The 24,966-nt window shown below is 73.5% G+C and carries 2 protein-coding genes; both read right to left on the bottom strand.

Annotation, left to right across the window (positions count from 1 at the left end; translation table 11 throughout):
• Positions 1-22,548, bottom strand: a complete 22,548-nt coding sequence (locus ABD371_RS34705; RefSeq protein ID WP_344486402.1) for an SDR family NAD(P)-dependent oxidoreductase — start codon at positions 22,546-22,548, stop codon at positions 1-3.
• 82 nt (positions 22,549-22,630) lie between these two features.
• Positions 22,631-24,966 (bottom strand): SDR family NAD(P)-dependent oxidoreductase (locus ABD371_RS34700; protein WP_344486399.1); only part of this gene is annotated, 2,336 nt, incomplete at its 5' end.

Genomic DNA, 24,966 nt, shown 5'->3' with positions numbered 1-24,966 from the left:
TTAGGAGATCCCGAACTCCTTGCCGATGAAGTCGAAGAGGTCGTCGTCGGTGGCGGTCTCCAGCGCCTCGGCGACATCGGCGTCCTCGGGGGCCGGTGTCTCTCCGGCCTGGCCCCAGGCCGCCAGCAGTGCCTGGAGGCGTTCGGTGATCCTGTCCCGGCCCGCGTCGTCGGGCAGGGCGGCGACGAGGGTCTTCTCCAGCCGGTCCAGTTCGGCGAGGAGCGGGGGCACCGCCGCCGCGCCGTCCTGCCACAGCTCGTCCCGGAGGAACTCCACCAGGGCGGTCGGCGTGGGGTAGTCGAAGACGAGTGTGGCGGGCAGCCGTACGCCGGTGGCCGCGCCGAGCTGATTGCGCAGCTCGACGGCTGTCAGCGAGTCGAAGCCGACCTCACTGAACGAGCGCGCCGGATCGACGGCCTCGGGCCCAGCGAAGCCGAGCACTCCGGCCACGTAGGCGCAGACCAGTTCGAGCAGCGCCTCCTCACGGCCGGCCGGGGAGAGCCCGGACAGACGCTCGCGGAGTGCGGCACCGCCTCCCTCCGCCCCGCTGTCCGCCGTGCCCGCCGCGCGGCGGGCGGGGGCCCGGACGAGTCCGCTCAGCAGCGGCGGAACCAGCCCGCCGGCACGCAGTGCGGCGAGGTCGAGCCTCACCGGTACGAACAACGCCTCGTCACTGGCGGACGCGGCGTCGAACAGCGCCACCCCCTCCTCCGCCGACAGCGCCACGACGCCACCCCGGCCGAGCCGCGACACATCACCCGCGCCCAGCTCACCCGCCATACCACCCGACTCGGCCCACAGACCCCAGGCCAACGACGTCGCCACCAGACCCTGAGCCCTGCGGTGCTGGGCCAGAGCGTCCAGGAACACATTCGCCGCCGCGTAGTTCGCCTGACCCGCACCACCGAACACACCAGCAGCGGACGAGAACAGAACAAACGCCGACAGATCATGGTCGCGGGTCAGCTCGTGCAGATTCCACGCCGCGTCCACCTTCGGACGCAACACACCCGACAACCTCTCGGCCGTCAGCGACCCGACCACACCGTCGTCCAGCACACCCGCCGTATGCACCACGGCCGACAGCGAACGCCCGGCGAGCACACCGGCCAGAGCCTCACGATCAGCGACATCACAAGCCGCCCACTCCACCTCCGCACCCAACCCGGACAACTCCGCCGCAAGCTCCGCCGCACCCTCAGCAGCAGCACCACGACGGCTCACCAGCAACAAACGACGAACCCCGCGCTCCACCACCAGATGACGCGCGAACAAACCACCCAGCGTGCCACTCGCACCCGTCACCAACACCGTGCCCTCGACATCGAGTTCACGGCCACCGGAACCCCCGGAAACCGAGGACGAAGCCCGCACCAGCCTGGGCACACGGGCCGAGCCTCCGCGTACCGCGACCTCCTGCTCACCCGAGGCGAGCACGGCGGACAACGTGCGGTAGGACGCGTCGGCACCGTCGAGGTCGACCAGACCGAAGCGGCCGGGGTTCTCCGACTGCGCGGACCGCACCAGACCCCACACCGGGGCATGGACAAGATCCGTGACATCCTCACCAGCCATCGCGGACACGGCACCCCGCGTCAAGAACACCAGACGCGCATCGGCGAACCGCTCGTCCGCCAGCCACTCCCGCACCAACTCCAGTACCCGCCCGGCCTCGGCGTGCACCGCACCCGGCACATCGCCCACGGCCGACTCGGACAGCGGTACGCAGACCAGCTCCGGCAGGGGGGCCGAGGCAGCAGCGTCGGCGAGGGCCGCGAGCCCGGGGTGGGTCTCGTAGCGGATGCCCACGGCGTCGAGCCCGGGGTGACGGCCGTCCGCCAGGAGAGCCCAGGGGCGCTGCTCGGCCGGGGAGACCGGGGTGAGCGGCAGAGCCGTCCAGTCGAGCTGGAACAGCGACTCGTGGCGTCCGCCGCTCGCCGCGCCGATCTGCTCGGGCGACACCGTGCGCAGCACCAGCGACTCGATCGAGGCGACCGGTTCGCCCGCCGTGTCGGCGAGTCGCAGCGAGACCGCGTCACGGCCGGCCGGGGCCAGCCGGACGCGTACCTCGGACGCCCCCGCCGCGTGCAGGGACACATTGCCCCAGGCGAACGGCAGCCTTCCCTGACCGGTGTTCTCGATGAGACCGCCGAGACCGGCCGCGTGCAGCGTCGCGTCGAGCAGCGCCGGGTGGAGCCCGAACCACCCGGCCGTTTCCGCGGCCTCGCCGTCCAGACTCACCTCGGCGTACACCTCGTCGCCGTGCAGCCAGGCGGCGCGCAGGCCCTGGAAGACCGGGCCGTAGTCGAACCCGGCCGCGGCGAGGCCCTCGTAGAGGCCTTCGACATCGACGGGCTCGGCACCGGCCGGGGGCCAGGCGGCGAGATCGAAGGCCGGGGCGGGGGCCCCGGAGGTGAGCGCTCCGCTCGCGTGCCGCGTCCACGGCTCGTCGGCGAGGGCGTCCTCGTCGCGGGAGTACAGCGACAGACTCCGCCTGCCGGATTCGTCGGCGCTCGCCACGGAGAGCCGCAGTTGTACGCCGCCGCGCTCGGGCAGCACCAGCGGCGCTTCGAGCGTCAGCTCCTCCAGTACGTCACAGCCGACCTGGTCTCCGGCGTGTACGGCGAGTTCCACGAAGGCCGTGCCCGGCAGCAGCACCGAGCCCATGACCGCGTGGTCCGCCAGCCAGGGCTGGGTGGCCGTCGACAGCCGGCCGGTGAAGAGATGACCGCCGGACTCGGGCAGTTCGACGGCCGCCACCAGCAGCGGGTGATCCGTCGCACCGAGTCCAAAGCCGGCCGCGTCACCGGGGCCGGTCTGAACGGCGGCCGAGTCGAGCCAGTACCAGTCGCGCTGGAAGGCGTACGTCGGCAGTTCCGCCTGGTGCGCGCCGGTCCCGGCGAAGTACGCCTCCCAGTCCACCTTCACACCGTGGGCGTACGCCTGGGCCAGCGCCGTGGCGACAGTCTCCGCCTCGGGGCGGGCACCGCGCAGGGCGGGCGCGAAGGTCGCCCCGTCCTCGGTGACGCAGTCCTGGGCGAGGGCGGAGAGGACCCCGTCCGTACCGAGTTCCACGTACGTGGTGACTCCGGCGGCTTCGAGGGCGCGTACGCCGTCGAGGAAACGGACGGCCTCGCGGACGTGGCGTACCCAGAAGTCGGCGGTCGACATGTCGTCCGTGACGAGGGTGCCGGTGAGGTTGGAGACGACCGGGATCTTCGGGTCGCCGTACGAGAGTCCCTCGGCGACCTTGCGGAAGTCGGCGAGCATGCCGTCCATGTGCGGCGAGTGGAACGCGTGACTGACGGTGAGACGCTTGGACTTGCGGTCGGCGAACTGCTCGACCACGGCGAGAGCAGCGCTCTCGTCACCCGCGATGACCACGGACGTCGGGCCGTTGATCGCGGCGATGCTCACGCGGTCCGTGAGGAGCGGAAGGATCTCCTCCTCCGACGCCTGGACCGCGATCATCACGCCCCCCGTGGGCAGCGCCTGCATCAAACGCCCACGAGCCGCCACCAGCGTGCACGCATCAGCCAGCGAGAACACCCCGGCCACATGCGCCGCCGCGATCTCACCGATCGAGTGACCGGACAGGAAGTCGGGACGCACACCCCACGACTCAAGGAGCCGGAAGAGGGCCACCTCAACCGCGAACAGCGCGGGCTGCGTCACCGCCGTCTCATCGAGAGCACCGCTCTCGTCTCCGAACAGTGCTTCCTTCAAAGACAGATCGGGAGCGAACCGAGCGCAGATCTCGTCCAGAGCCTCGGCGAAAGCCGGGTACGCCTCGTACAGCTCACGGCCCATCCCCGGCCGCTGACTCCCCTGCCCGGTGAACAAGAACGCCAGCTTCCCCGTACGGACAGAGCCTTGGGTCAGACCGGTCGTGGCCGATCCGCCGTCGGCCAGCGCCGTCAGGCGGCTCAGCAGCTCGTCCCGGTCGCCCGCCACGACCACCGCGCGGTGGTCGAAGGCGGCCCGCCGGGTCGCGAGCGAGTACGCCACATCATCGACACGCGCCTCAGGAGCATCCGCCAGATGGGACACCAGCCGGGCGGCCTGACCGCGCAACGCGTCCGCCGACTTCGCGGAGAGCACATACGGCAGCACAGCCGGAACCCGGACCGGACCCGAAACCGGACGCGAATCCGACCGCTCGGGGGCCTGCTCGATGATCGTGTGCGCGTTGGTCCCGGAGATACCGAACGAGGACACACCGGCGCGGCGGGGCCGGCCCGTCTCCGGCCACGGCATCGCTTCGGTCAGCAGGGAGACAGCGCCGTCCTCCCAGTCGACATGCGGTGTCGGCTCGTCGACGTGGAGCGTCTTCGGAAGCACTCCGTGCCGAATCGCCATGATCATCTTGATGATGCCCGCGACACCGGCGGCGGCCTGCGTGTGGCCCATGTTGGACTTGATGGAGCCCAGCCACAGCGGGTTCTCCTCGGTGCGCTCCCGCCCGTAGGTCGCGAGCAGCGCCTGCGCCTCGATCGGGTCGCCCAGGGTCGTACCGGTGCCGTGCGCCTCGACCACGTCGATCTGATCGCTGGTCAGTCCGGCCCCGGTGAGTGCCTGGCGGATGACCCGCTGCTGCGAGGGGCCGTTGGGAGCGGTCAGGCCGTTCGAAGCGCCGTCCTGGTTGATGGCGGAGCCACGGACGATCGCCAGCACCGGATGGCCCTTGGCGCGGGCGTCGGAGAGCCGCTCGACGAGGAGCATGCCCGCGCCCTCGGCCCAGCTGGTGCCGTCGGCGGCGGCGGCGAAGGACTTGATGCGGCCGTCGGCGGCGAGGCCGCGCTGACGGCTGAACTCGGTGAAGGTGCCGGGCGTCGACATGACGGTGACACCGCCCGCGAGCGCCATCGTGCACTCGCCGTTGCGCAGCGCCTGGATCGCCCAGTGCAGCGCGACCAGCGAGGAGGAGCAGGCCGTGTCGACGGTGACCGCCGGGCCCTCCAGACCGAAGGCGTAGGAGACCCGGCCGGAGGCGATGCTGCCGGAGTTGCCGGTGCCGAGGTAGCCCTCGACGCCGTCCGGGACGGCCGTGATCCGGGTGGCGTAGTCGTGGTACATGATGCCGGCGAAGACGCCGGTACGGCTGCCGCGCACGGTCGCCGGGTCGATGCCGGCCCGCTCGAAGGCCTCCCAGGAGATTTCGAGGAGGAGACGCTGCTGCGGGTCCATCGCCACGGCCTCACGCGGGGAGATCCCGAAGAAGGCCGGGTCGAACCGGCCCGCGTCGTGCAGGAAGCCGCCCGAGCGGGTGTAGCTGGTGCCCTTGCCGTCCGGGTCGGGGTCGTAGAGCGCGTCCAGGTCCCAGCCCCGGCCCTGCGGGAACTCGGAGATGGCGTCGCCGCCGCCCAGCACCAGCCGCCACAGGTCCTCGGGCGATTCGACACCGCCCGGGTAGCGGCAGCTCATGCCGACGATCGCGATCGGCTCGTCGTCGTACGCCGTTCCGGTCCTGACGGGCGCGGTCCGCGCCGCGTCCGGGGCCGTCCCGGCGGGCTCGTCCAGGGCCAGGGCCTCGGTCTTGAGGAAATCGGCGAGCGCGATCGGGGTGGGGTAGTCGAAGACGAGCGTGGCGGGCAGCCGTACGCCGGTCGCCGTGCCGAGCCGGTTGCGCAGCTCGACGGAGGTGAGCGAGTCGAAGCCCAGCTCCTTGAAGGCCCGGTCGGCGGGCACCTCGTCGGTCGACGGGTGACCGAGGACAGCCGCCACCTCGACGCGCACCACCTCCAGCAGGGCGGCGTCCCGCTCGGCGGCGGGCAGTGCGGCCAGCCGGTCGCGCAGTGCGGAGCCCCCGGCCGCGCCGGCCGCTCCCACGGCCCGGCGGACCGGGGCGCGGACCAGGCCGCGCAGCAGGTCGGGCAGCATTCCGGCGCGCGCCTGGGCGCGCAGGGCGGCCAGGTCGAGCGGGAGGGGGACGAGCAGCGCGTCATCGGCGCGGCGTGCCGCGTCGAAGAGGGCGAGACCGGTCTCGGGCGTGAGTGCGGCGATGCCGCCCCGGTTGATCCGCTCCCGGTCGGCCTCGGTGAGGTCACCGCCCATGCCGCCCACGCCGGTCCACAGTCCCCAGGCGAGGGAGGTCGCGGCGAGGCCCTGAGCCCTGCGGTGCTGGGCCAGAGCGTCCAGGAAGACGTTGGCCGCCGCGTAGTTCGCCTGACCCGCACCGCCGAACACACCAGCAGCGGACGAGAACAGGACGAACGCCGACAGGTCCAGGTCGCGGGTCAGCTCGTGCAGATTCCACGCCGCGTCCACCTTCGGCCGCAGCACACCCGACAACCGGGCGGAAGTCAGCGACCCGACCACACCGTCATCGAGCACACCGGCCGTGTGCACGACGGCGGTCAGCGGGTACTCGGCGGGGATCGCGGCCAGTACGGCGGCGAGCGCGTCGCGGTCGGCGACGTCGCAGGCCGCCCACTCCACCTCCGCGCCCAGCTCCGACAGCTCGGCCGACAGCTCCGCCGCGCCCTCGGCAGCGGCACCACGACGGCTCACCAACAGCAGTCGGCGCACCCCGCGCTCCGTCACCAGATGACGGGCGAACAGCCCGCCCAGCGTGCCGCTCGCACCCGTGACCAGCACGGTGCCGCTGGTGTCCGGGGCAGGGTCCCCGTTCTCCCCAAGCGTCACAGTCTCGCCGAGCGTCACGGTGGCGAGCCTGGGCAACCGTACGGCCTCGCCCCGGATCGCGAGCTGGGCCTCTCCGGTCGCCAGGGCCGCCGACAGAAGCTCCGCCGTCGGTACGCCGTCGGCGTCGATCAGCACGAAGCGGCCGGGGTTCTCGGACTGCGCGGAGCGCACCAGACCCCAGATCGCGGCCTGGGCCAGTCCCGGCACCGTGTCGTCGGCGACCGCCGCGACCGCACCCCGGGTGAGGAACACCAGACGCGCATCAGCGAACCGCTCGTCCGCCAGCCACTCCCGCACCAGGCTCAGCGCACGGTCCGTCGCCGTGTGCACGGCGGCGGGCAGCGGGTCGGCCGTCTCGGCGGTCGCGCACGGCACGATCAGCGCCGACGGTACGGCACCCCCCTCGGCGACCGCCGCGCCCAGTGCCGCGAGATCGGCGTAGGCCTGCGGGCCGTCGCCGAGCATCATCCAGTCGTCGGCCGAATCGGCCGAGCCGGCCGTGGCGGCCGTGGCGGCCGTGGCGTCGGAGGGCAGAGCGGTCCAGTCGACGCGGAACAGCGCGTCACGCGTGATGTCCTTGGCCGTGCTCAGCTGCTCACGGGTCACGGCACGCAGCGCCAGACCGGTCACCGAGGCCACCGGCTCACCGGTCGCGTCGGCGATGGTCAGGGCCGTCTCGCCGCCCCGGGCCGGGGTGAGGCGCACACGCAGCGCGGTCGCGCCGACGGCGTGCAGGGCCACTCCGGACCAGGAGAACGGCAGCCGTCCCTCGCCGTCCTGACCATCCGTACCGCTCAGGCCCAGCGCGTGCAGCGCCGCGTCCAGCAGGGCGGGGTGCAGGGCGAAGGCGGCGGCGTCCGCCTCTGCCGTCTCGGGCAGCCTCACCTCGGCGAAGAGTTCGCCGTCGCGCCGCCAGGCGGCGCGCAGCCCCTGGAACACCGGGCCGTAGCCGAAGCCGGAGTCGGCGAGGCCCTCGTACAGCCCCTCCACCGGGATCGGCTCGGCGTCGGCGGGCGGCCAGTCGGCCAGGCTCTGCGGAGTCCGCTCGGCTCCGGCCGCCAGCACACCGGCGGCGTGCCGGGTCCACGGAGTTTCGGCGTCCGCTTCCTCGGGCCGGGAGTGGAGCGCCAGTGTGCGCCGCCCCACCGGGTCGGCGGTGCCGACGGAGAGCCGCAGCTGTACGCCGCCGCGCTCGGGCAGCACCAGCGGCGCTTCGAGCGTCAGCTCCTCGACCAGATCGCAGCCGACCTGGTCGCCCGCGCGGATCGCCAGCTCGACGAAGGCCGTGCCGGGCAGCAGTACGGAACCCATGACCGCGTGGTCCGCGAGCCAGGGGTGAGTGGCCAGCGAGAGCCGGCCGGTGAAGAGGAACCCGTCGGAATCGGGCAGCTCCACGGCCGCTCCGAGCAGCGGGTGGTCCGTCGCGCCGAGGCCCGCCGACGCCACATCGCCCTGCGAGGCGCCCGCGTCGAGCCAGTAGACCGTCCGCTGGAAGGCGTACGTCGGCAGCTCGACCCGGCGCGCGCCGGTCGGGGCGTAGAACGCCTGCCAGTCGACGGGCACTCCGCGCACCTGAGCGGCGGCGAGGGCGGAGACCACCGTCTCGGTCTCGTCGCGTCCCGCGCGCAGGAGGGGCGCAAAAGCGGCGTCCTCGTGCTCGACACAGCCCTGAGCGAGGGCGGACAGGGTCCCGTCGGGGCCGAGTTCGAGGTAGGTGGTGACCCCGGCGGCTTCGAGGGCGCGTACGCCGTCGAGGAAGCGGACGGCCTCGCGGACATGGCGTACCCAGAAGTCCGCCGAGCCCATCTCATCCGTGACGAGGGTGCCGGTGAGGTTGGAGACGACCGGGATCGTCGGGCTGTCGTACGAGAGTCCCTCGGCGACCTCGCGGAAGTCGGCGAGCATGCCGTCCATGTGCGGCGAGTGGAACGCGTGGCTGACCGTAAGACGCTTGGACTTGCGATCGGCGAACTGCTCGACCACAGCGAGAGCGGCACTCTCGTCACCCGCGATCACCACCGACCGCGGACCATTGATCGCCGCGATGCTCACGCGATCGTTCAGCAGCGGGAGGATCTCCTCCTCCGACGCCTGGACCGCGATCATCACACCACCCGTGGGCAGCGCCTGCATCAGGCGACCACGCGCCGCGACCAGGGTGCAGGCGTTCTCCAGCGAGAACACACCCGCCACATGCGCCGCCGCGATCTCACCGATCGAATGACCGGACAGGAAGTCGGGGCGTACGCCCCAGCTCTCCAGCAGCCGGAACAACGCCACCTCAACAGCGAACAACGCCGGCTGCGTCACCGCCGTCTCATCGAGAGCACCGCTCTCGTCGCCGAACAGCGCTTCCTTCAACGGCACATCAAAACGCGCGCAGACCGCGTCCAACGCGTCCGCGAACACCGGATACGCGCCGTACAACTCACGGCCCATCCCCAGCCACTGACTCCCCTGCCCCGTAAACAGGAACGCCAGCTTCCCGGCGACCGCCGAACCCTCGACCAGACCGGTCGCCGAGCGGCCCTCGGCGAGTGCCGTGAGGGCGGCGCGGAAGCCGTCGCGGTCCGTGGCCACGGCGGTGGCGCGGTGGTCGAAGAGGGCGCGGGTGGAGACGAGGGAGTGGCCGATGTCGGCGAGTGCCGTGTCGGGGTGGGCGGTCAGATGGGACAGCAGCCGCTCGCCCTGGGCGCGCAGGGCGTCCGGGGTACGGGCGGAGAGGTTCCACGCGAGGGCGGGGGCAGCCGGGGCGGCGGCCGGCCGGTCCCCGGAAGCGGGGTCGGCGGCCGGTTCGACGGCCGGAGCCTGCTCGATGATCGCGTGGGCGTTCGTACCGCTCATGCCGAAGGACGACACACCCGCGCGGCGCGGACGGCCGGTCTCCGGCCACTCACGCTGCTCGGTGAGCAGGGCGACGTCACCGTCCGTCCAGTCGACATGAGGAGTCGGCTCGTCGACATGCAGCGTCTTCGGAAGCACCCCGTGGCGCATGGCCATGACCATCTTGATGATGCCCGCGACACCGGCGGCGGCCTGGGTGTGACCGAAGTTGGACTTGATGGAGCCCAGCCACAGCGGGGAGTCCTCGGTGTGCTCCTGCCCGTACGTCGCGAGCAGCGCCTGCGCCTCGATCGGGTCGCCGAGCGTCGTGCCCGTGCCGTGCGCCTCGACGGCGTCGACCTCGGCGGCCGACAGCCGGGCGTTCTCCAGTGCCTGGCGGATGACCCGCTGCTGCGCCGGACCGTTCGGAGCGGTCAGACCGTTGGACGCGCCGTCCTGGTTGACGGCCGTGCCGCGTACGACGGCGAGGACCTGGTGGCCGTTGCGGCGGGCGTCGGAGAGGCGTTCCACGAGGAGCATGCCGACGCCCTCGCCCCAGGCGGTGCCGTCGGCGGCGGCGGCGAAGGGCTTGCAGCGGCCGTCGGCGGCGAGGCCGCGCTGACGGCTGAACTCGGTGAAGACGTCGGGGGTGGTGATGATGGTGACGCCGCCCGCGAGGGCGAGTGTGCACTCGCCGCTGCGCAGGGCCTGGGTGGCGAGGTGCAGGGCGACCAGCGAGGAGGAGCAGGCGGTGTCGACGGTGACCGCAGGGCCCTCGAAGCCGAAGGTGTAGGAGATGCGGCCGGAGGCGATGCTGCTGGAGCCGCCGGTGCCGAGGTAGCCCTCGACGCCTTCGGGGACGGTGTTCAGCCGGGAGACGTAGTCGTTGTGCATCTGGCCGACGAAGACGCCGACCTGCTTGCCGCGCAGGCCCGTCGGGTCGATGCCGGCCCGCTCCAGCGCCTCCCACGAGGTTTCGAGGAGGAGCCGCTGCTGCGGGTCCATGGCGAGGGCCTCGCGCGGGTTGATCCCGAAGAACGCCGGGTCGAAGCGGTGGGCGTCGTAGAAGAAGCCGCCCTCCCTGGCGTAGGAGGTGCCGGGGCTGTCCGGGTCGGGGTCGTAGAGCGCCTCGGTGTCCCAGCCCCGGTCGTCGGGAAGCTGTGCGATGCCGTCCCGGCCTTCGGCGAGCAGCTCCCAGAGGTCTTCCGGGGTGCGGACGTCGCCGGGGAAGCGGCAGCTCATCGCGACGATGGCGATGGGGTCGTCGGCCTCGGCGGCGGCCGTGGCGAGCCGGGGCAGGGCGGCGGCGGCCTCGGAGCCGAGGAGTTCGTCCTTGAGGTGTCCGGCGAGGACGGCGGGCGTGGGGTAGTCGAAGACGAGCGTGGCGGGCAGCCGGATGCCGGCGGTCGCGCCGAGCCTGTTGCGGAACTCGACGGCGGTCAGCGAGTCGAAGCCGAGGTCCTTGAAGGCGCGGGCGGGTTCGACGGCGTCCGCCGTGGCGTGGCCGAGGACGGCCGCGACCTGGTTGCGCACGAGATCGAGGAGGAGCGCGTCGCGCTCGCTCTCGGGCAGCCGCACCAGCCGCTCCACGAGCGGGGTTCCGGCACCGGCCGCGACCGCTTCCACGGCCCGGCGGGCAGGGGCGCGGACCAGGCCGCGCAGCAGGGCGGGAACCATGCTCGCGTCGGCCTGGCGCAGCGGCGCGAGGTCGAGCCGCATGGGTACCAGATGGGCTTCGCCGGTGTGGTGGGCGGTGTCGAGGAGGGCGAGGCCCTCCTCGGAGGAGAGGCCGAGGACGCCGGACCGGGTCATCCGGTCCTTGTCGGCGGTGTCGAGTTCGCCGGTCATTCCGCTGGCGTCGGCCCACAGGCCCCAGGCCAGGGAGGTGGCGGCGAGCCCGTGGGCCTGCCGGTGGCGGGCGAGGGCGTCGAGGAAGACGTTGGCGGCGGCGTAGTTGGCCTGTCCCGCGCCGCCGAAGGTGCCGGCGGCGGACGAGAAGAGGACGAAGTCGGCCAGGTCCAGATGGCGGGTGAGTTCGTGGAGGTGGAGTGCCGCGTCCGCCTTGGGCCGCAGGACGGTGTCCAGGCGTTCGGGGGTGAGGGATCCGATGACGCCGTCGTCGAGGACTCCGGCGGTGTGGACGACGGCGGTCAGCGGGTGCTCGGCGGGGATCGCGGCCAGTACGGCGGCGAGCGCATCGCGGTCGGCAGCGTCGCACGCGGCGAGAGTGACGTCCGCGCCCAGTTCGCGCAGCTCGGCGGCGAGTTCGGCGGCTCCGGCGGCGGCCTCGCCCCGGCGGCTGGTGAGCAGCAGCCGGCGCGCGCCCCGGACGGTGACGGCGTGCCGGGCGACGAGCGCGCCGAGGGTGCCGGTGCCGCCCGTGATCAGGACGGTGCCGTCGGGGTTCCACTCGGCGGGCAGAGTGAGGACGATCTTGCCGACGTGGCGTGCCTGGCTGAGGTGGCGGAAGGCCTCGGGGGCCTGTCGGAGGTCCCAGGCGGAGACCGGTACGGGGTGCAGCGCGCCCGCGCGGAAGAGGCCGAGCAGCTCGGTGAGCATCTCCTGAATGCGGTCGAGTCCGGCTTCGGTGAGGTCGAACGCCTGGTAGGAGACGCCCGGGTGGGCGGCGGCGACGTCCTGCGGGGTGCGGACGTCGGTCTTGCCCATCTCGACGAAGCGTCCGCCGCGCGGCAGCAGCCGCAGGGAGGCGTCCACGAATTCCCTGGCCAGGGAGTCGAGGACGACGTCGACGCCGCGTCCCTGGGTGGCGGTGCGGAAGGTGTCCTCGAAGTCGAGGGTGCGGGAGGAGGCGATGCGGTCGTCGGTGAGGCCGAGTCCGCGCAGGGTGTCCCACTTGCCGGGGCTCGCCGTGGCGTAGACGTCCACGCCCCAGTGGCGGGCGAGCTGGACGGCCGCCATGCCGACGCCGCCCGCGGCGGCGTGGACGAGGAGGGATTCGCCGCCGCGCAGCCCGGCGAGGTCGTTGAGCGCGTAGTACGCGGTCATGAAGACGATCGGTACGGACGCGGCCTCGGCGAAGGTCCAGCCGTCGGGCATGGGGGCGATCATGCGGCGGTCGACGACGGTGAGCGGGCCGAACGCGCCGGGCAGCATGCCGAGGACGCGGTCGCCGGGGGCGAGGTCGTCGACGCCGGGGCCGGTCTCCAGGACGATGCCCGCGCCCTCGCTGCCCATGAGGCCCGGGTCGCCGGGGTACATGCCGAGGGCGTTGAGCACATCGCGGAAGTTGAGTCCGGCGGCGCGGACCGCGACGCGGACCTGGCCGGGCTCCAGGGGTGCCTGGGACTCGGGGCTGGGGACGAGGGTGAGATTGTCGAGGGTGCCCTTGTTCTCGATGTCCATGCGCCAGGCGGTCTCGCCCGGGGGCGGGGTCAGCGCGGTGGTGGCGGGGACTCGGGCGAGGCGGGGGGCGTGGACGGTGCCCCGGCGGACGGCGAACTGCGGCTCGCCGGTGGCCAGTGCCTGGGCGAGGGCCTCGGCGGACGCCGGGTCGGTGTCGAGGTCGGCGAGGACGAACCGGTCGGGGTTCTCCGACTGGGCGGTGCGCACCAGGCCCCAGACGGGTGCGTGGGTGAGGTCGGCGAGGTCCGGGTCGCTCTGGGTGGCGATCGCGCCCCGGGTGAGGAACACCAGCCGGGACGCGGCGAAGCGGTCGTCGGCCAGCCAGCCGTTGACCAGGGCGAGCGCCTGGTGGGAGGCGGTGTGGACGGCTTCGGCGAGGACTGTGGGGTCGGTGGGGGCGGTGGCCGTGCCGGGGGTGTGGTGGACGAGGACATGGCCGGGGACCGGTGCGCCCGCGTCGATGGCGGCGGCGAGGGCGTCGAGGTCCGTGTGGACGGCGGTGTCGACGCCGGGCAGCGCGGGGCCGCCGGTGCCGAGGACGGCGAGGGGCTCGCCCGCGCCCCGGGGGGTCGCGGGGACGGGCACGGTGGCCCAGTCGATCCGGAACAGGGACTCGTGGTGGGCGGCGCGCGCGCCGCCGAGCTGGTCGGCGGAGACGGGCCGCACCCTCAGGCTGTCGACGGCGGCGACGGGCGCGCCGGTGGTGTCGGCGAGCTGGAGCGCGAGGGTGTCCTCGCCGTCCTGGGTGAGGCGGACGCGGAGCGCGGACGCGCCGACGGCGTGGAGGGAGACTCCGCGCCAGGCGAAGGGCAGCCGGCCCTGCTGCTCGCCGTCGGGGGCGGGCCGGACGAAGGTCGCGTGCAGGGCGGCGTCGAGGAGCGCCGGGTGGATGCCGAACCTGGCGGCGTCGGCCTGCCGGTCCTCGGGGAGGGCGACCTCGGCGTAGACGTCGTCGCCGTGCAGCCAGGCGGCGCGCAGGCCCTGGAAGACCGGTCCGTACGCGAAACCGCCCCGGCCGAGGTGCTCGTACAGGCCGTCGACGGAGACGGGTTCGGCACCGGGCGGGGGCCAGGCGGTCAGGTCGGAGGAGGGGGCCGGGGCAGGCGCTCCGGTGGCGAGGATTCCGCTCGCGTGCCGGGTCCAGGGCTCGTCGGCGGGGGCGGCGGCGTCGGTGGAGTACAGGTCGAGGGTGCGGCGGCCGGACCCGTCGGGGGCTCCGACGACTGTCTGGAGGCGTACGGCCGCGTCGGGGGCGAGGATCAGCGGGGCTTCGAGGGTGAGTTCTTCCAGCAGGTCGCAGCCCGCCTGGTCGCCCGCGCGGACGGCGAGTTCGACGAAGGCGGTGCCGGGCAGCAGGACGGATCCCATGACGGCGTGGTCGGCGAGCCAGGGGTGGGTGTCGAGCGCGAGGCGGCCGGTGAGGAGGAATCCCTCGCCGTCGGCGAGGGAGACCGCCGCGCCGAGGAGGGGGTGGTGGGCCGCGCCCAGGCCCGCCGACTCGACGTCGCCGACGTGGCCGGCGGGGGCTTCGAGCCAGAAGCGCTCGCGCTGGAAGGCGTACGTCGGCAGCTCGACGCGGTGTGCGCCGGTGGCGGCGAAGTAGGCGGTCCAGTCGACGCGTACGCCACGGGTGTGGAGGGCGGCGATCGCGCCGGTCAGGGCCTCGGCCTCGCCCCGGTCGCGGCGGAGCCCCGGTACAAAGACAGCCGGGGCGGTCTGACCGGTCTGGTCGGCGCTGTCGGTGAGGCAGTCGCGGCCGAGGCCGGTCAGGACGCCCTGCGGGCCGAGTTCGAGGTAGGTGGTGACGTGTTCGGCTTCGAGGGCGCGGACGCCGTCGAGGAAGCGGACGGCCTCGCGGACATGGCGTACCCAGAAGTCCGCCGAGCCCATCTCGTCCGTGACGAGGGCACCGGTCAGATTGGAGACGACCGGGATCTTCGGGTTCTCGTACGAAAGGCTCTCGGCGACCTCGCGGAAGGCGTCGAGCATGCCGTCCATCAGCGGCGAGTGGAAGGCGTGGCTGACGGTGAGGCGCTTGGTGCGGCGGCCCCGCCGGTCGAAGTCGGCGGCGATCTCCAGGGCGAGGGTCTCGTCGCCGGAGATGACGACGGTGGCTGCGGAGTTGACGGCGGCGATGCCGATCCGGTCCTCGTGACCGGCGAGCAGCGGCAGCACCTCGTCCTCGGTGGCGGTCAGCGCGATCATCGCGCCGCCCTCGGGGAGTTCCGCCATGAGACGGCCCCGGGCGGCGACCAGCCTGGCCGCGTCGGGCAGCGGGAGGACGCCCGCGATGTGTGCGGCGGTGATCTCGCCGATGGAGTGGCCGGCGAGGAAGTCGGGGCGCACTCCCCAGGTCTCGACGAGCCGGTAGAGCGCGGTCTCCAGCGCGAACAGGGCGGGCTGGGTGTGTTCGGTCCGGTTCAGGAGGTCGGCGTCCTCGCTGAACAGCACGTCCTTGAGGGGCTGTCCGAGGTGCGGGTCCAGCTCGGCGCAGACCGCGTCCAGCGCCTCGGCGAAGGCGGGGTACGTCTCGTACAGCTCGCGTCCCATGCCGGGGCGCTGGCTGCCCTGGCCGGTGAACAGGACGGCCGTCCGCCCGTCGGCGGCGGTGTGCTGGATCAGCCGGGCGCTGTCGTGTCCTTCGGCGAGGGCGGTGAGGCCGGTGACGAGCGTCTCGCGGTCGCCCGCGACGACGGCGGCCCGGCGGTCCAGGGCGGTACGGGTGGTGGCGAGGGAGAGGGCCAGGTCGGCGGGGGCCGTGTCGGGCCGCTCGGTGAGATGGGCGAGGAGCCGGGCGGCCTGGGCGCGCAGCGCGGCGGGGGTCCGGCCGGAGAGCGCGAAGGGCAGCGGGGTGTTCGCGGGGAGCGCCGCGCCGGTGCCGGGGGCCTCGGGCTCGTCGGCGGGCGGCTGCTCGATGATGACGTGGGCGTTGGTGCCGCTGACGCCGAAGGAGGAGATGCCGGCGCGGCGGGCGCGGCCGGTGTCGGGCCAGTCGGCGGCCTCGGTGAGGAGGGACACCGCGCCGGCCGACCAGTCGATGTGCGGGGACGGCTCGCCGATGTGCAGCGACGGGGGCAGGGTGCCGTGGCGCATGGCCATGACCATTTTGATGATGCCGGCGGCTCCGGCGGCGGCCTGGGTGTGGCCGATGTTCGACTTGATGGAGCCGAGTCGCAGCGGCATGCCCTCGGGGCGGTCCTGGCCGTAGGTGGCGAGGAGCGCCTGTGCCTCGATCGGGTCGCCCAGCGTGGTGCCGGTGCCGTGCGCCTCGACGGCGTCGACGTCGGCGGTGGTCAGTCCGGCGTTGGCGAGCGCCTGGCGGATGACGCGCTGCTGGGAGGGGCCGTTGGGCGCGGTCAGTCCGTTGGACGCGCCGTCCTGGTTGACGGCGGTGCCGCGTACGACGGCGAGGATCCGGTGGCCGTTGCGCCGGGCGTCGGAGAGGCGCTCGACGAGGATCATGCCCGCGCCCTCGGCCCAGCCGGTGCCGTCGGCGTCGGCGGAGAAGGACTTGCAGCGGCCGTTGGTGGCGAGCCCGCGCTGACGGCTGAAGTCGATGAAGGTGTCGGGGGTGGACATCACGGTGACGCCGCCCGCGAGGGCCATGTCGCACTCGCCGTTGCGCAGGGCCTGCGCGGCGAGGTGCAGGGCGACCAGCGAGGAGGAGCAGGCGGTGTCGACGGTGACGGCGGGGCCTTCGAGACCGAAGGTGTAGGAGATGCGCCCTGAGGCGACGCTCCCGGCGGTGCCGGTGCCGAGGTAGCCCTCCAGGCCCTCGGGGACGGCGGGGAGCCGGGTGAGGTAGTCGTGGTACATGACGCCCGCGAAGACGCCGGTACGGCTGCCGCGTACACCCATCGGGTCGATGCCGGCCCGCTCGAAGGCCTCCCAGGAGGTCTCCAGCAGGAGCCGCTGGTGCGGGTCCATGGCGAGGGCCTCGCGCGGGTTGATCCCGAAGAGGTCCGGGTCGAAGTCGGCGGCGTCGTGGAGGAAGCCGCCCTCGCGGGTGTACGAGGTCCCGGCGCGGCCGGGGTCGGAGTCGTACAGCGCGTCGAGGTTCCAGCCCCGGTCGGTGGGGAAGGGCGAGATCGCGTCGACGGAGCCCGCGACGAGCTTCCACAGCTCTTCGGGGCTGTCGACGCCGCCGGGGTAGCGGCAGCTCATGCCGACGATGACGATGGGCTCGTCGTCGGCGGACGCGCCGGAGGCGGCGGTGACGGCCGGTGCGGAGTCGGCCTCGTCGCCGAGGAGTTCGGTCTTGAGGAACGCGGCGAGCGCGTTCGGGGTGGGGTAGTCGAAGACGAGGGTGGCGGGCAGCCGGGTGCCGGTGGCGGAGCCGAGGCGGTTGCGGAGTTCGACGGCGGTCAGCGAGTCGAAGCCGAGGACCTTGAACGCGCGGTCCGGGTCGACGGCCTCGGGGCCGGGGTAGCCGAGGACGGCCGCGACCTGCACCCGGACGGTGTCGAGGAGCAGCCGGGCGCGGTCGGCGGCGGGCAGCGGCAGCAGCCGTTCGGCGAGCGAGCCGGCCGGGACGGCGGAGGCGGCGGCGGTCTCGGCGGTCCTGCGGGCGGGGGCGCGGACCAGGCCGCGCAGCAGGGCGGGGACCATGCTCGCGTCGGCCTGGCGCAGGGACGCCAGATCGAGGTGCATGGGGACGGCGGTGGGCTCGCCGACGGCGCGCGCGGTGTCGAGGAGGGCGAGGCCCTCGGCGGAGGAGAGCGCGGCGACGCCCGCGCGGGAGATCCGCTCCAGGTCGGCGTCGGCGAGGTCGCCGGTCATGCCGCTGCGTTCGGCCCACAGGCCCCAGGCGAGCGCGGTCGCGGGCAGTCCTTCGGCGCGGCGGCGGTGGGCGAGCGCGTCGAGGAAGGTGTTGGCGGCGGCGTAGTTGGCCTGGCCGGGGCCGCCGAGGGTGCCCGCTGCGGCGGAGAAGAGCACGAAGGCGGCCGGGTTCAGCTCGCGGGTCAGCTCGTGCAGGTGGACGGCGGCGTCCACCTTGGCGGGCAGCACACGGTCGACGCGTTCGGGGGTGAGGGATTCGAGGATGCCGTCGTCGAGGACTCCGGCGGTGTGGACGACGGCGGTCAGCGGGTGCTCGGCGGGGATCGCGGCCAGTACGGCGGCGAGCGCATCCCGGTCGGCCGCGTCGCACGCGGCGAGGGTGACGTCCGCGCCCAGTTCGCGCAGCTCGGCGAGGAGTTCGGCGGCTCCGGCGGCGGCCTCGCCCCGGCGGCTGGTGAGCAGCAGCCGGCGGACGCCGTGCTCGGTCACCAGGTGGCGGGCGACCAGGCCGCCGAGGGTGCCGGTGGCACCGGTGACCAGGGCGGTGCCGTCCGGGTCGAGTGCGGGGGCGCTCCGGTCGGGGGCGGCGGCGACCCGGGCGAGCCGGGGTACGACGACCTTGCCCTCGCGCAGGGCGAGCTGCGGCTCGCCGGTGGCGAGCGCGCCGGGCAGGGCGCGCAGGGACTCCTCGGCGCCGTCCAGGTCGAGCAGGACGAAGCGGTCGGGGTGCTCGGACTGCGCGGTGCGCAGCAGGCCCCACAGCGGGGCGTTGGCCAGGTCGGCGATGTCGCCGTCCGGGGTGGTGGCGACGGCTTCGCGGGTGGCGAGGACGAGCCGGGAGGCGGCGAAGCGGTCGTCGGCGAGCCACTCCTGGGCGAGCCGGAGGGCCCGGTGCAGGGCGGTGCGCACGGTGCCGGGCAGCTCGGCGTCCACGGCGGCGGGGCCGGCGGCGGAGTCGGTGCCAGATTCGGCGAAGGTTCCGAAGGGGACGACGACGGCCTGTGGTACGGGTCCGCCCGCGTCCAGCGCCGCGCCGAGGGCGGCGAGGTCGGGGTGGGCGGCGGCGGTGGGCAGCGCGGCGGTGAACTCCGTACCCGCGTCTGCGAGCAGTACCCACTGGCCCGCGGCGACGGTGGTCGTGGCGGGCACGGGCACAGCGGTCCACTCGACCCGGAACAGGGAGTCGTGGAAGGCGGTGCGGGCGGCGTGGACCTGGTCCGGGGAGACGGGGCGCAGCAGCAGCGCGGCCACGTCGGCGACGGGCGCGCCCGTCTCGTCGGCGAGGGTCACGGAGACGGTGTCGTGGCCCGCGGGGGCGAGGCGGACGCGCAGGGCGCGCGCGCCGACGGCCTCCAGCCGGACGCCGCTCCAGGAGAACGGCAGCCTGCCGTGCTCGGTCTCGGTCAGCAGCGAGCCGATGCCGACGGCGTGCAGCGCCGCGTCCAGCAGTGCGGGGTGCAGGCCGAACAGGGCCGCTTCGGCGTGCGCCTGCTCGGGCAGCCTGACCTCGGCGAAGACCTCGTCGCCGCGCTGCCAGGCCGCTTTGAGGCCCTGGAAGACGGGTCCGTAGGCGAAACCGGACTCGGCCAGATAGTCGTACAGCCCGTCGACGGGGACCTCGGCGGCGTCCTTCGGGGGCCAGCTGGTGAGGTCGGCGAGCGGCTCGCGGACCGTGCCCGCCGCGGCCAGGGAACCGGTGGCGTGCCGGGTCCAGGCGCCCTCGCCCCAGGTGTCGTCGGCGGCGTCCTCGGGGCGGGAGTGCAGGGTCAGCGAGCGCCGGCCGTGGGCGTCGGGCGCGCCGACGGCGAGCTGGATCTGCACTCCGCCGTGCGGGGGCAGTGCCAGCGGTGCTTCGAGGGTGAGTTCGTCGAGCAGCTCGCAGCCGGTGTGCTCGCCCGCGCGCAGCGCCAGTTCGACGAAGGCCGTGCCGGGCAGCAGCACGGTGTCCATGACCGTGTGGTCGGCGAGCCAGGGGTGGGTGGCCAGGGAGAGCCGGCCGGTGAAGAGGTATCCGTCGCCGTCGGCGAGGGCGATGGCCGCGCCCAGCAGCGGGTGGTCCGCGGAGCCGATGCCCGCGGCGGTGACGTCGCCCGCCCAGGCGGTGGGCTGCTCGGGCCAGTACAGCTCGCGCTGGAAGGCGTAGGTGGGCAGTTCGACGCGGGTGGCGGCGCGCCCGGCGAAGACGGCGGTCCAGTCGACGCGTACGCCGTGGACATGGGCCTGTGCGACGGCCGTGGCGAAGGCGGCCGGCTCGGGCCGGTCGGCGCGCAGCAGGGGGACGAAGACGGAGCTGTGGCCGTGACCGTGGCCGTCGTCCTCCCGGTCGGGCCGGTCGGTGACGCACTCCTGCGCGAGGGCGGTGAGCACTCCCCCGGGGCCGACTTCGAGGAAGGCGGTGACGCCCTGGTCGGCGAGTTTGCGGACGCCGTCGAGGAAGCGGACGGCTTCGCGGACGTGGCGGACCCAGTAGTCGGCGGAGCAGATCTCCTCGGCGGTGACGGAGGCGCCGGTGAGGTTGGAGACGATCGGGATGACGGGCGGGGCGTACGCGATGCGCTCGGCGACCTCGCGGAAGGCGTCGAGCATGCCGTCCATCAGCGGCGAGTGGAAGGCGTGGCTGACGGTGAGCTTCTTGGTGCGGCGGCCCTGTGCGCGGAGCGTCCGGGCGAGGGCCTCGGCGGCCTCGGTGTCGCCGGAGACGACGACGGAGCGGGGGCCGTTGACGGCGGCGACGCTGACGCGGTCGGTGAGCAGCGGGAGGATCTCGTCCTCGGCGGCCTCGACGGCGATCATCGCGCCGCCGGTGGGCAGCGCCTGCATCAGCCGGCCCCGGGCGGCGACCAGTTCGGCCGCGTCGGCGAGGGTGAGGACGCCGGAGACATGGGCGGCGGCGAGTTCGCCGATGGAGTGGCCGATGAGGAAGTCGGGGGTGATTCCCCACTCCTCCAGCTGGCGGTGGAGTGCGACCTCGACGGCGAACAGCGCGGTCTGGGTGTAGGCGGTCTCGTGGAGGAGTTCGGCCTCGGGTGTGCCCTCTGCGGCGAACAGCACCTCGTACAGCGGGCGTTCCAGATGGCGGTCCAGCTCGTCGCGGACGGCGTCGAGGGCGCGGGCGAAGCCGGGGTGGGTGGCGTACAGCTCGCGGCCCATGCCGGGGCGCTGGCTGCCCTGGCCGGTGAAGAGGAAGGCGGTCTTGCCCTCGCCGACCGTGCCGAGGAGCGGCACGGTGGACGGCTCGGTGGACGGTTCGCCTGCGGCGAGCGCGTCGAGGCCGGTCAGAAGGGTGTCGCGGTCGGTGCTGAGGAGCGCGGCCCTGCGGTCGAGCGAGGCGCGGCCGGTGGCGAGGGAGAGAGCGAGGTCGGTGAGGCTCGCGGGGTCGGCGGCGAGCGCGGGCGCGGCCCGCAGATGGGCGGCGAGCCGCTCGGCCTGGGCGCGCAGCGCGGGTTCGGTCTGGCCGGACAGCAGCAGCGGCACAGGGCCTGTCGCGCCCCGGGGTGCGCCGGAAGCGGGGGTGTCGGAGCTGCCGGAGGTCTCGGGGGTGTCTTCGGCGGGCGGGGCCTGCTCGATGACGGTGTGGGCGTTGGTGCCGCTGACGCCGAAGGAGGAGATGCCGGCGCGGCGCGGCTGGCCGGTCCGCGGCCAGGGCACGGCCTCGGTGAGCAGCCTGACGTCTCCGGCGGCCCAGTCGACGTTGCCGGAGGGCTGGTCGATGTGGAGCGATTCGGGCAGTACGCCGTGCTGGATCGCCAGCACCATTTTGATGATGCCGGCGACTCCGGCGGCGGCCTGGGTGTGGCCGATGTTCGACTTCACCGAGCCGAGCCACAGCGGGCGGCCCTCGGGCCGGTTCTGGCCGTAGGTGGCGAGGATGGCCTGCGCCTCGATGGGGTCGCCGAGGGTGGTGCCGGTGCCGTGCGCCTCCACGACGTCGACCTGTGCCGGGGTGAGTCCGGCGTTGGTCAGTGCCTGGCGGATGACGCGCTGCTGGGAGGGGCCGTTGGGGGCGGTGAGTCCGTTGGACGCGCCGTCCTGGTTGATCGCCGAGCCGCGCACGATCGCGAGGACCGGGTGGCCGTTCTTACGGGCGTCGGAGAGCCGCTCCACGAGGAGCATGCCGACGCCCTCGCCCCAGCCGGTGCCGTCGGCCCCGTCGGCGAAGGGCTTGCAGCGGCCGTCGGGGGCGAGCCCTCGCTGTCGGCTGAACTGCACGAACGCGCGCGGGCTCGACATGACGGTGACACCGCCGGCGAGCGCGAGGGAGCACTCGCCGCCTCGCAGCGCCTGCACCGCGAGATGCAGGGCCACGAGCGAGGAGGAGCAGGCGGTGTCGACGGTGACGGCGGGGCCTTCGAGACCGAAGGTGTAGGAGATACGGCCGGAGACGACACTCGCCGCGTTTCCGGTGAGCAGATATCCCTCGACGCCCTTGGGGACTTCGCGGAGCAGTTCGGGATAGTCCTGGCCGTTGGTGCCGATGAAGACACCGGCTTTGCTGCCGCGCAGGGTCGCCGGGTCTATTCCGGCCCGTTCGAAGGTCTCCCACGAGGTTTCGAGCAGCAGGCGCTGCTGCGGGTCCATGCCGAGGGTTTCACGGGGGCTGATGCCGAAGAAGGCGGCGTCGAATTCTCCGGCGCCGTCGAGGAATCCGCCCTCGCGGGTGTACGAGGTGCCCTGCTGGTCGGGGTCGGCGTCGTACAGCGACTCGATGTCCCAGCCACGGTCGGTGGGGAAGTCGGTGATCGCGTCCTTGCCCTGGGCCACCAGGTCCCACAGGCCCTCCGGCGACTCGATGCCGCCGGGGAAGCGGCAGCTCATGCCCACGATCGCGATCGGCTCCGGCTCCTGGGCCTCGACCTCGCGCAGCCGCTGCCGCGTCTGATGCAGATCGGCCGTCACCCGCTTCAGATAGCCGAGGATCTTGTCCTGATCTGCCGCCATTGGAACCTCACCCATGCTTCTTGTCACAAACCCTTGCGCCTGCTGCTACTGCCTGCTGACCGCTGCCGCTTTGTTCGCTGTGCTAGATACCGAACTCTTTTTCGATGAAGTCGAAGAGTTCATCCGGTGTGGCCTCCTGGAGTTGCTCCGTGACGGTCTCACCGGTGGAATCGGTGTGCGGTTCACCCCACTTCGCCAGGAGAGCCTGCAGACGCAGCGCGATATCGGTACGTGTGTCGTTGTCCTCGTCCGGGTCGAGCACGGAGAGCGCGGACTCCAGCTTTTCGAGTTCCGCGATTCCGGGGGCGGCTCCGGCGCTGCCGTCCTGGGTGATCTCGCCCCGCAGGAAGTCGGCGAGCACCGCCGGCGTCGGGTGGTCGAAGACCAGGGTGGCCGGGAGCCGCAGTCCGGTGGCGACATTGAGCCGGTTGCGCAGTTCCAGCGCGATCAGGGAGTCGAAGCCGAGTTCCTTGAACGCGCGCCCCGCGCCGACCTCGTCGGCGTTGGGATGGCCGAGCGCGGTGGCGGCCTGGGAGCGGACCAGTTCGAGGACGGCCAGGGCCTGTTCGGCCTGCGGCATGGGCGCGAGCCGCCGCCGCAGCGACTCGGCCGGGGAGAGGTCCCCGTCCGCTCCGCCGGCGGCCGGGGCCGCCTGGGCGAGCCGCCGCACCTCGGGCAGGTCGCCCAGGAACGGGCTGGGCCGTACGGCGGTGTAGCCGGGCGCGAACCTCTCCCACTGGATGTCGGCGACGGCGACGGCCGCCTCGCCGTGGTCGAGAGCCAGCCGCAGGGCGCGGATCGCGGACCGGGGAGCCATCGCGGGCACCCCGCCCCGGTCGAGCCGCTCCCCGATCGCTCCGCCCGCGGCCAGTCCGCTGTCGCCCCAGCGGCCCCAGGCGATCGAGGTCGCGGCCAGTCCGTCGGCGTGGCGCTGTTCGGCGAGGGCGTCCAGATAGGCGTTGGCCGCCGCGTAGTTCGCCTGCCCCGCGTCGCCGAGGGTTCCGGCGACTCCGGAGAAGAGGACGAACGCGGACAGGTCCAGGCCCCGCGTCAGCTCGTGCAGGGTGTGCGCCGCGTCCGCCTTGGGGGCGAGCACGGTCGCGAACCGCTCGGGGGTGAGCGCGTCGATGACTCCGTCGTCGAGCACTCCGGCGGTGTGCACCACGGCCGTGAGGGGGTGCCGCGCCATGAGGGCGGCCACCGCGTCACGGTCGCTGACATCGCAGGCGGCGATGGTGACCTGCGTGCCCAGCTCGGTCAGCTCCTTCTCCAGCTCGGCCGCGCCCGGTGCGTCCGGGCCCCGGCGGCTGGTCAGCAGCACACGCTCCGCACCGTTCTCGGCGAGCCAGCGGGCCACATGCCCGCCCAGCGCTCCCGTACCGCCGGTGACCAGCGTGGTCCCCTCCGGACGCCACTCCCGTACCGCCACGCTCTCCCCCAGAGGAGCATGAGCGAGACGGCGACCGAAGAGACCCGAGGAACGGACCGCGACCTGATCCTCACCACCGTCACCCGCCAACACACCGGCCAGCCGGTCGCGCGTACGGTCGTCGAGAGCGACGGGAAGGTCGAGCAGTCCACCCCAGCGATCGGGGTGTTCGAGTGCGGCGCTCCGGCCGAAGCCCCAGATCAGGGCCTGTGCCGGGTTCTCCAGCCGCTCGGATTTGGCCACGGCGATCGCGCCCCGGGTGACGCACCACAGCGGCGCGGCCACCTCGGCGTCGCCGAGCGCCTGGACGAGCGCGGCGGTGACGCCGAGTCCGGCGGCGAAGGCGTTCTCGCCCGCGAGCGCGAGGAGGGAGACCACTCCGGCAGGAGCCGGGCCGGCCGTCCGGATGCCGTCGGCGATGGTCTCCCGGGTGTCGGCGGTCGTGGCGGTGACGGTACGTATCTCCGCGCCGTGTTCGGTGAGCGTACGCAGCACCCCGTCCGCCCAGTCGGCGGCGGCCCCCGAAAGCCCCTCGGGCACAACCGCCAGCCAGGTGCCCGAAAGGCGGGCGGTCGTGGGCTCGGCCAGCGGCTTCCAGGTGACGCGGTAGCGCCAGCCGTCGACCGTGGACTGCTCACGGCTCTGCCTGCGCCACGAGGACAGCGCGGGCAGCAGTTCGTTGAGGGGCCGGTCGCCGTCGATGTCGAGTTCGGCGGTGAGCGCTTCGAGGTCTTCGCGTTCGACGGCTTCCCAGAACCGGGCGTCGATCGCACTCTCGGGAGCGGCGGCCACGGCTTCCAGAGGGGCGGCCTCGGGCCAGAACCGCTGCGCCTGGAAGGCGTAGGTGGGCAGATCCACCCGCCGGGCACCCGTCCCCGCGAACACCGCGTCCCAATCCACACTCACACCACGGACATACGCCTCACCCAGCGACTGCCAGAAACGATCGAGACCACCCTCACCACGACGCAGCGAACCGAGAACAGCGG

It is taken from the genome of Streptomyces amakusaensis (assembly GCF_039532665.1).
Classification (GTDB): Bacteria; Actinomycetota; Actinomycetes; order Streptomycetales; family Streptomycetaceae; genus Streptomyces; species Streptomyces amakusaensis.
This window is presented reverse-complemented; position numbering and strand designations above follow the sequence as displayed.

What these genes read in the sequence shown, in the direction of transcription:
- ABD371_RS34705 (WP_344486402.1), bottom strand. Translation starts at nt 22,548, where the DNA reads ATGGCGGCAGATCAGGACAAGATCCTCGGCTATCTGAAGCGGGTGACG.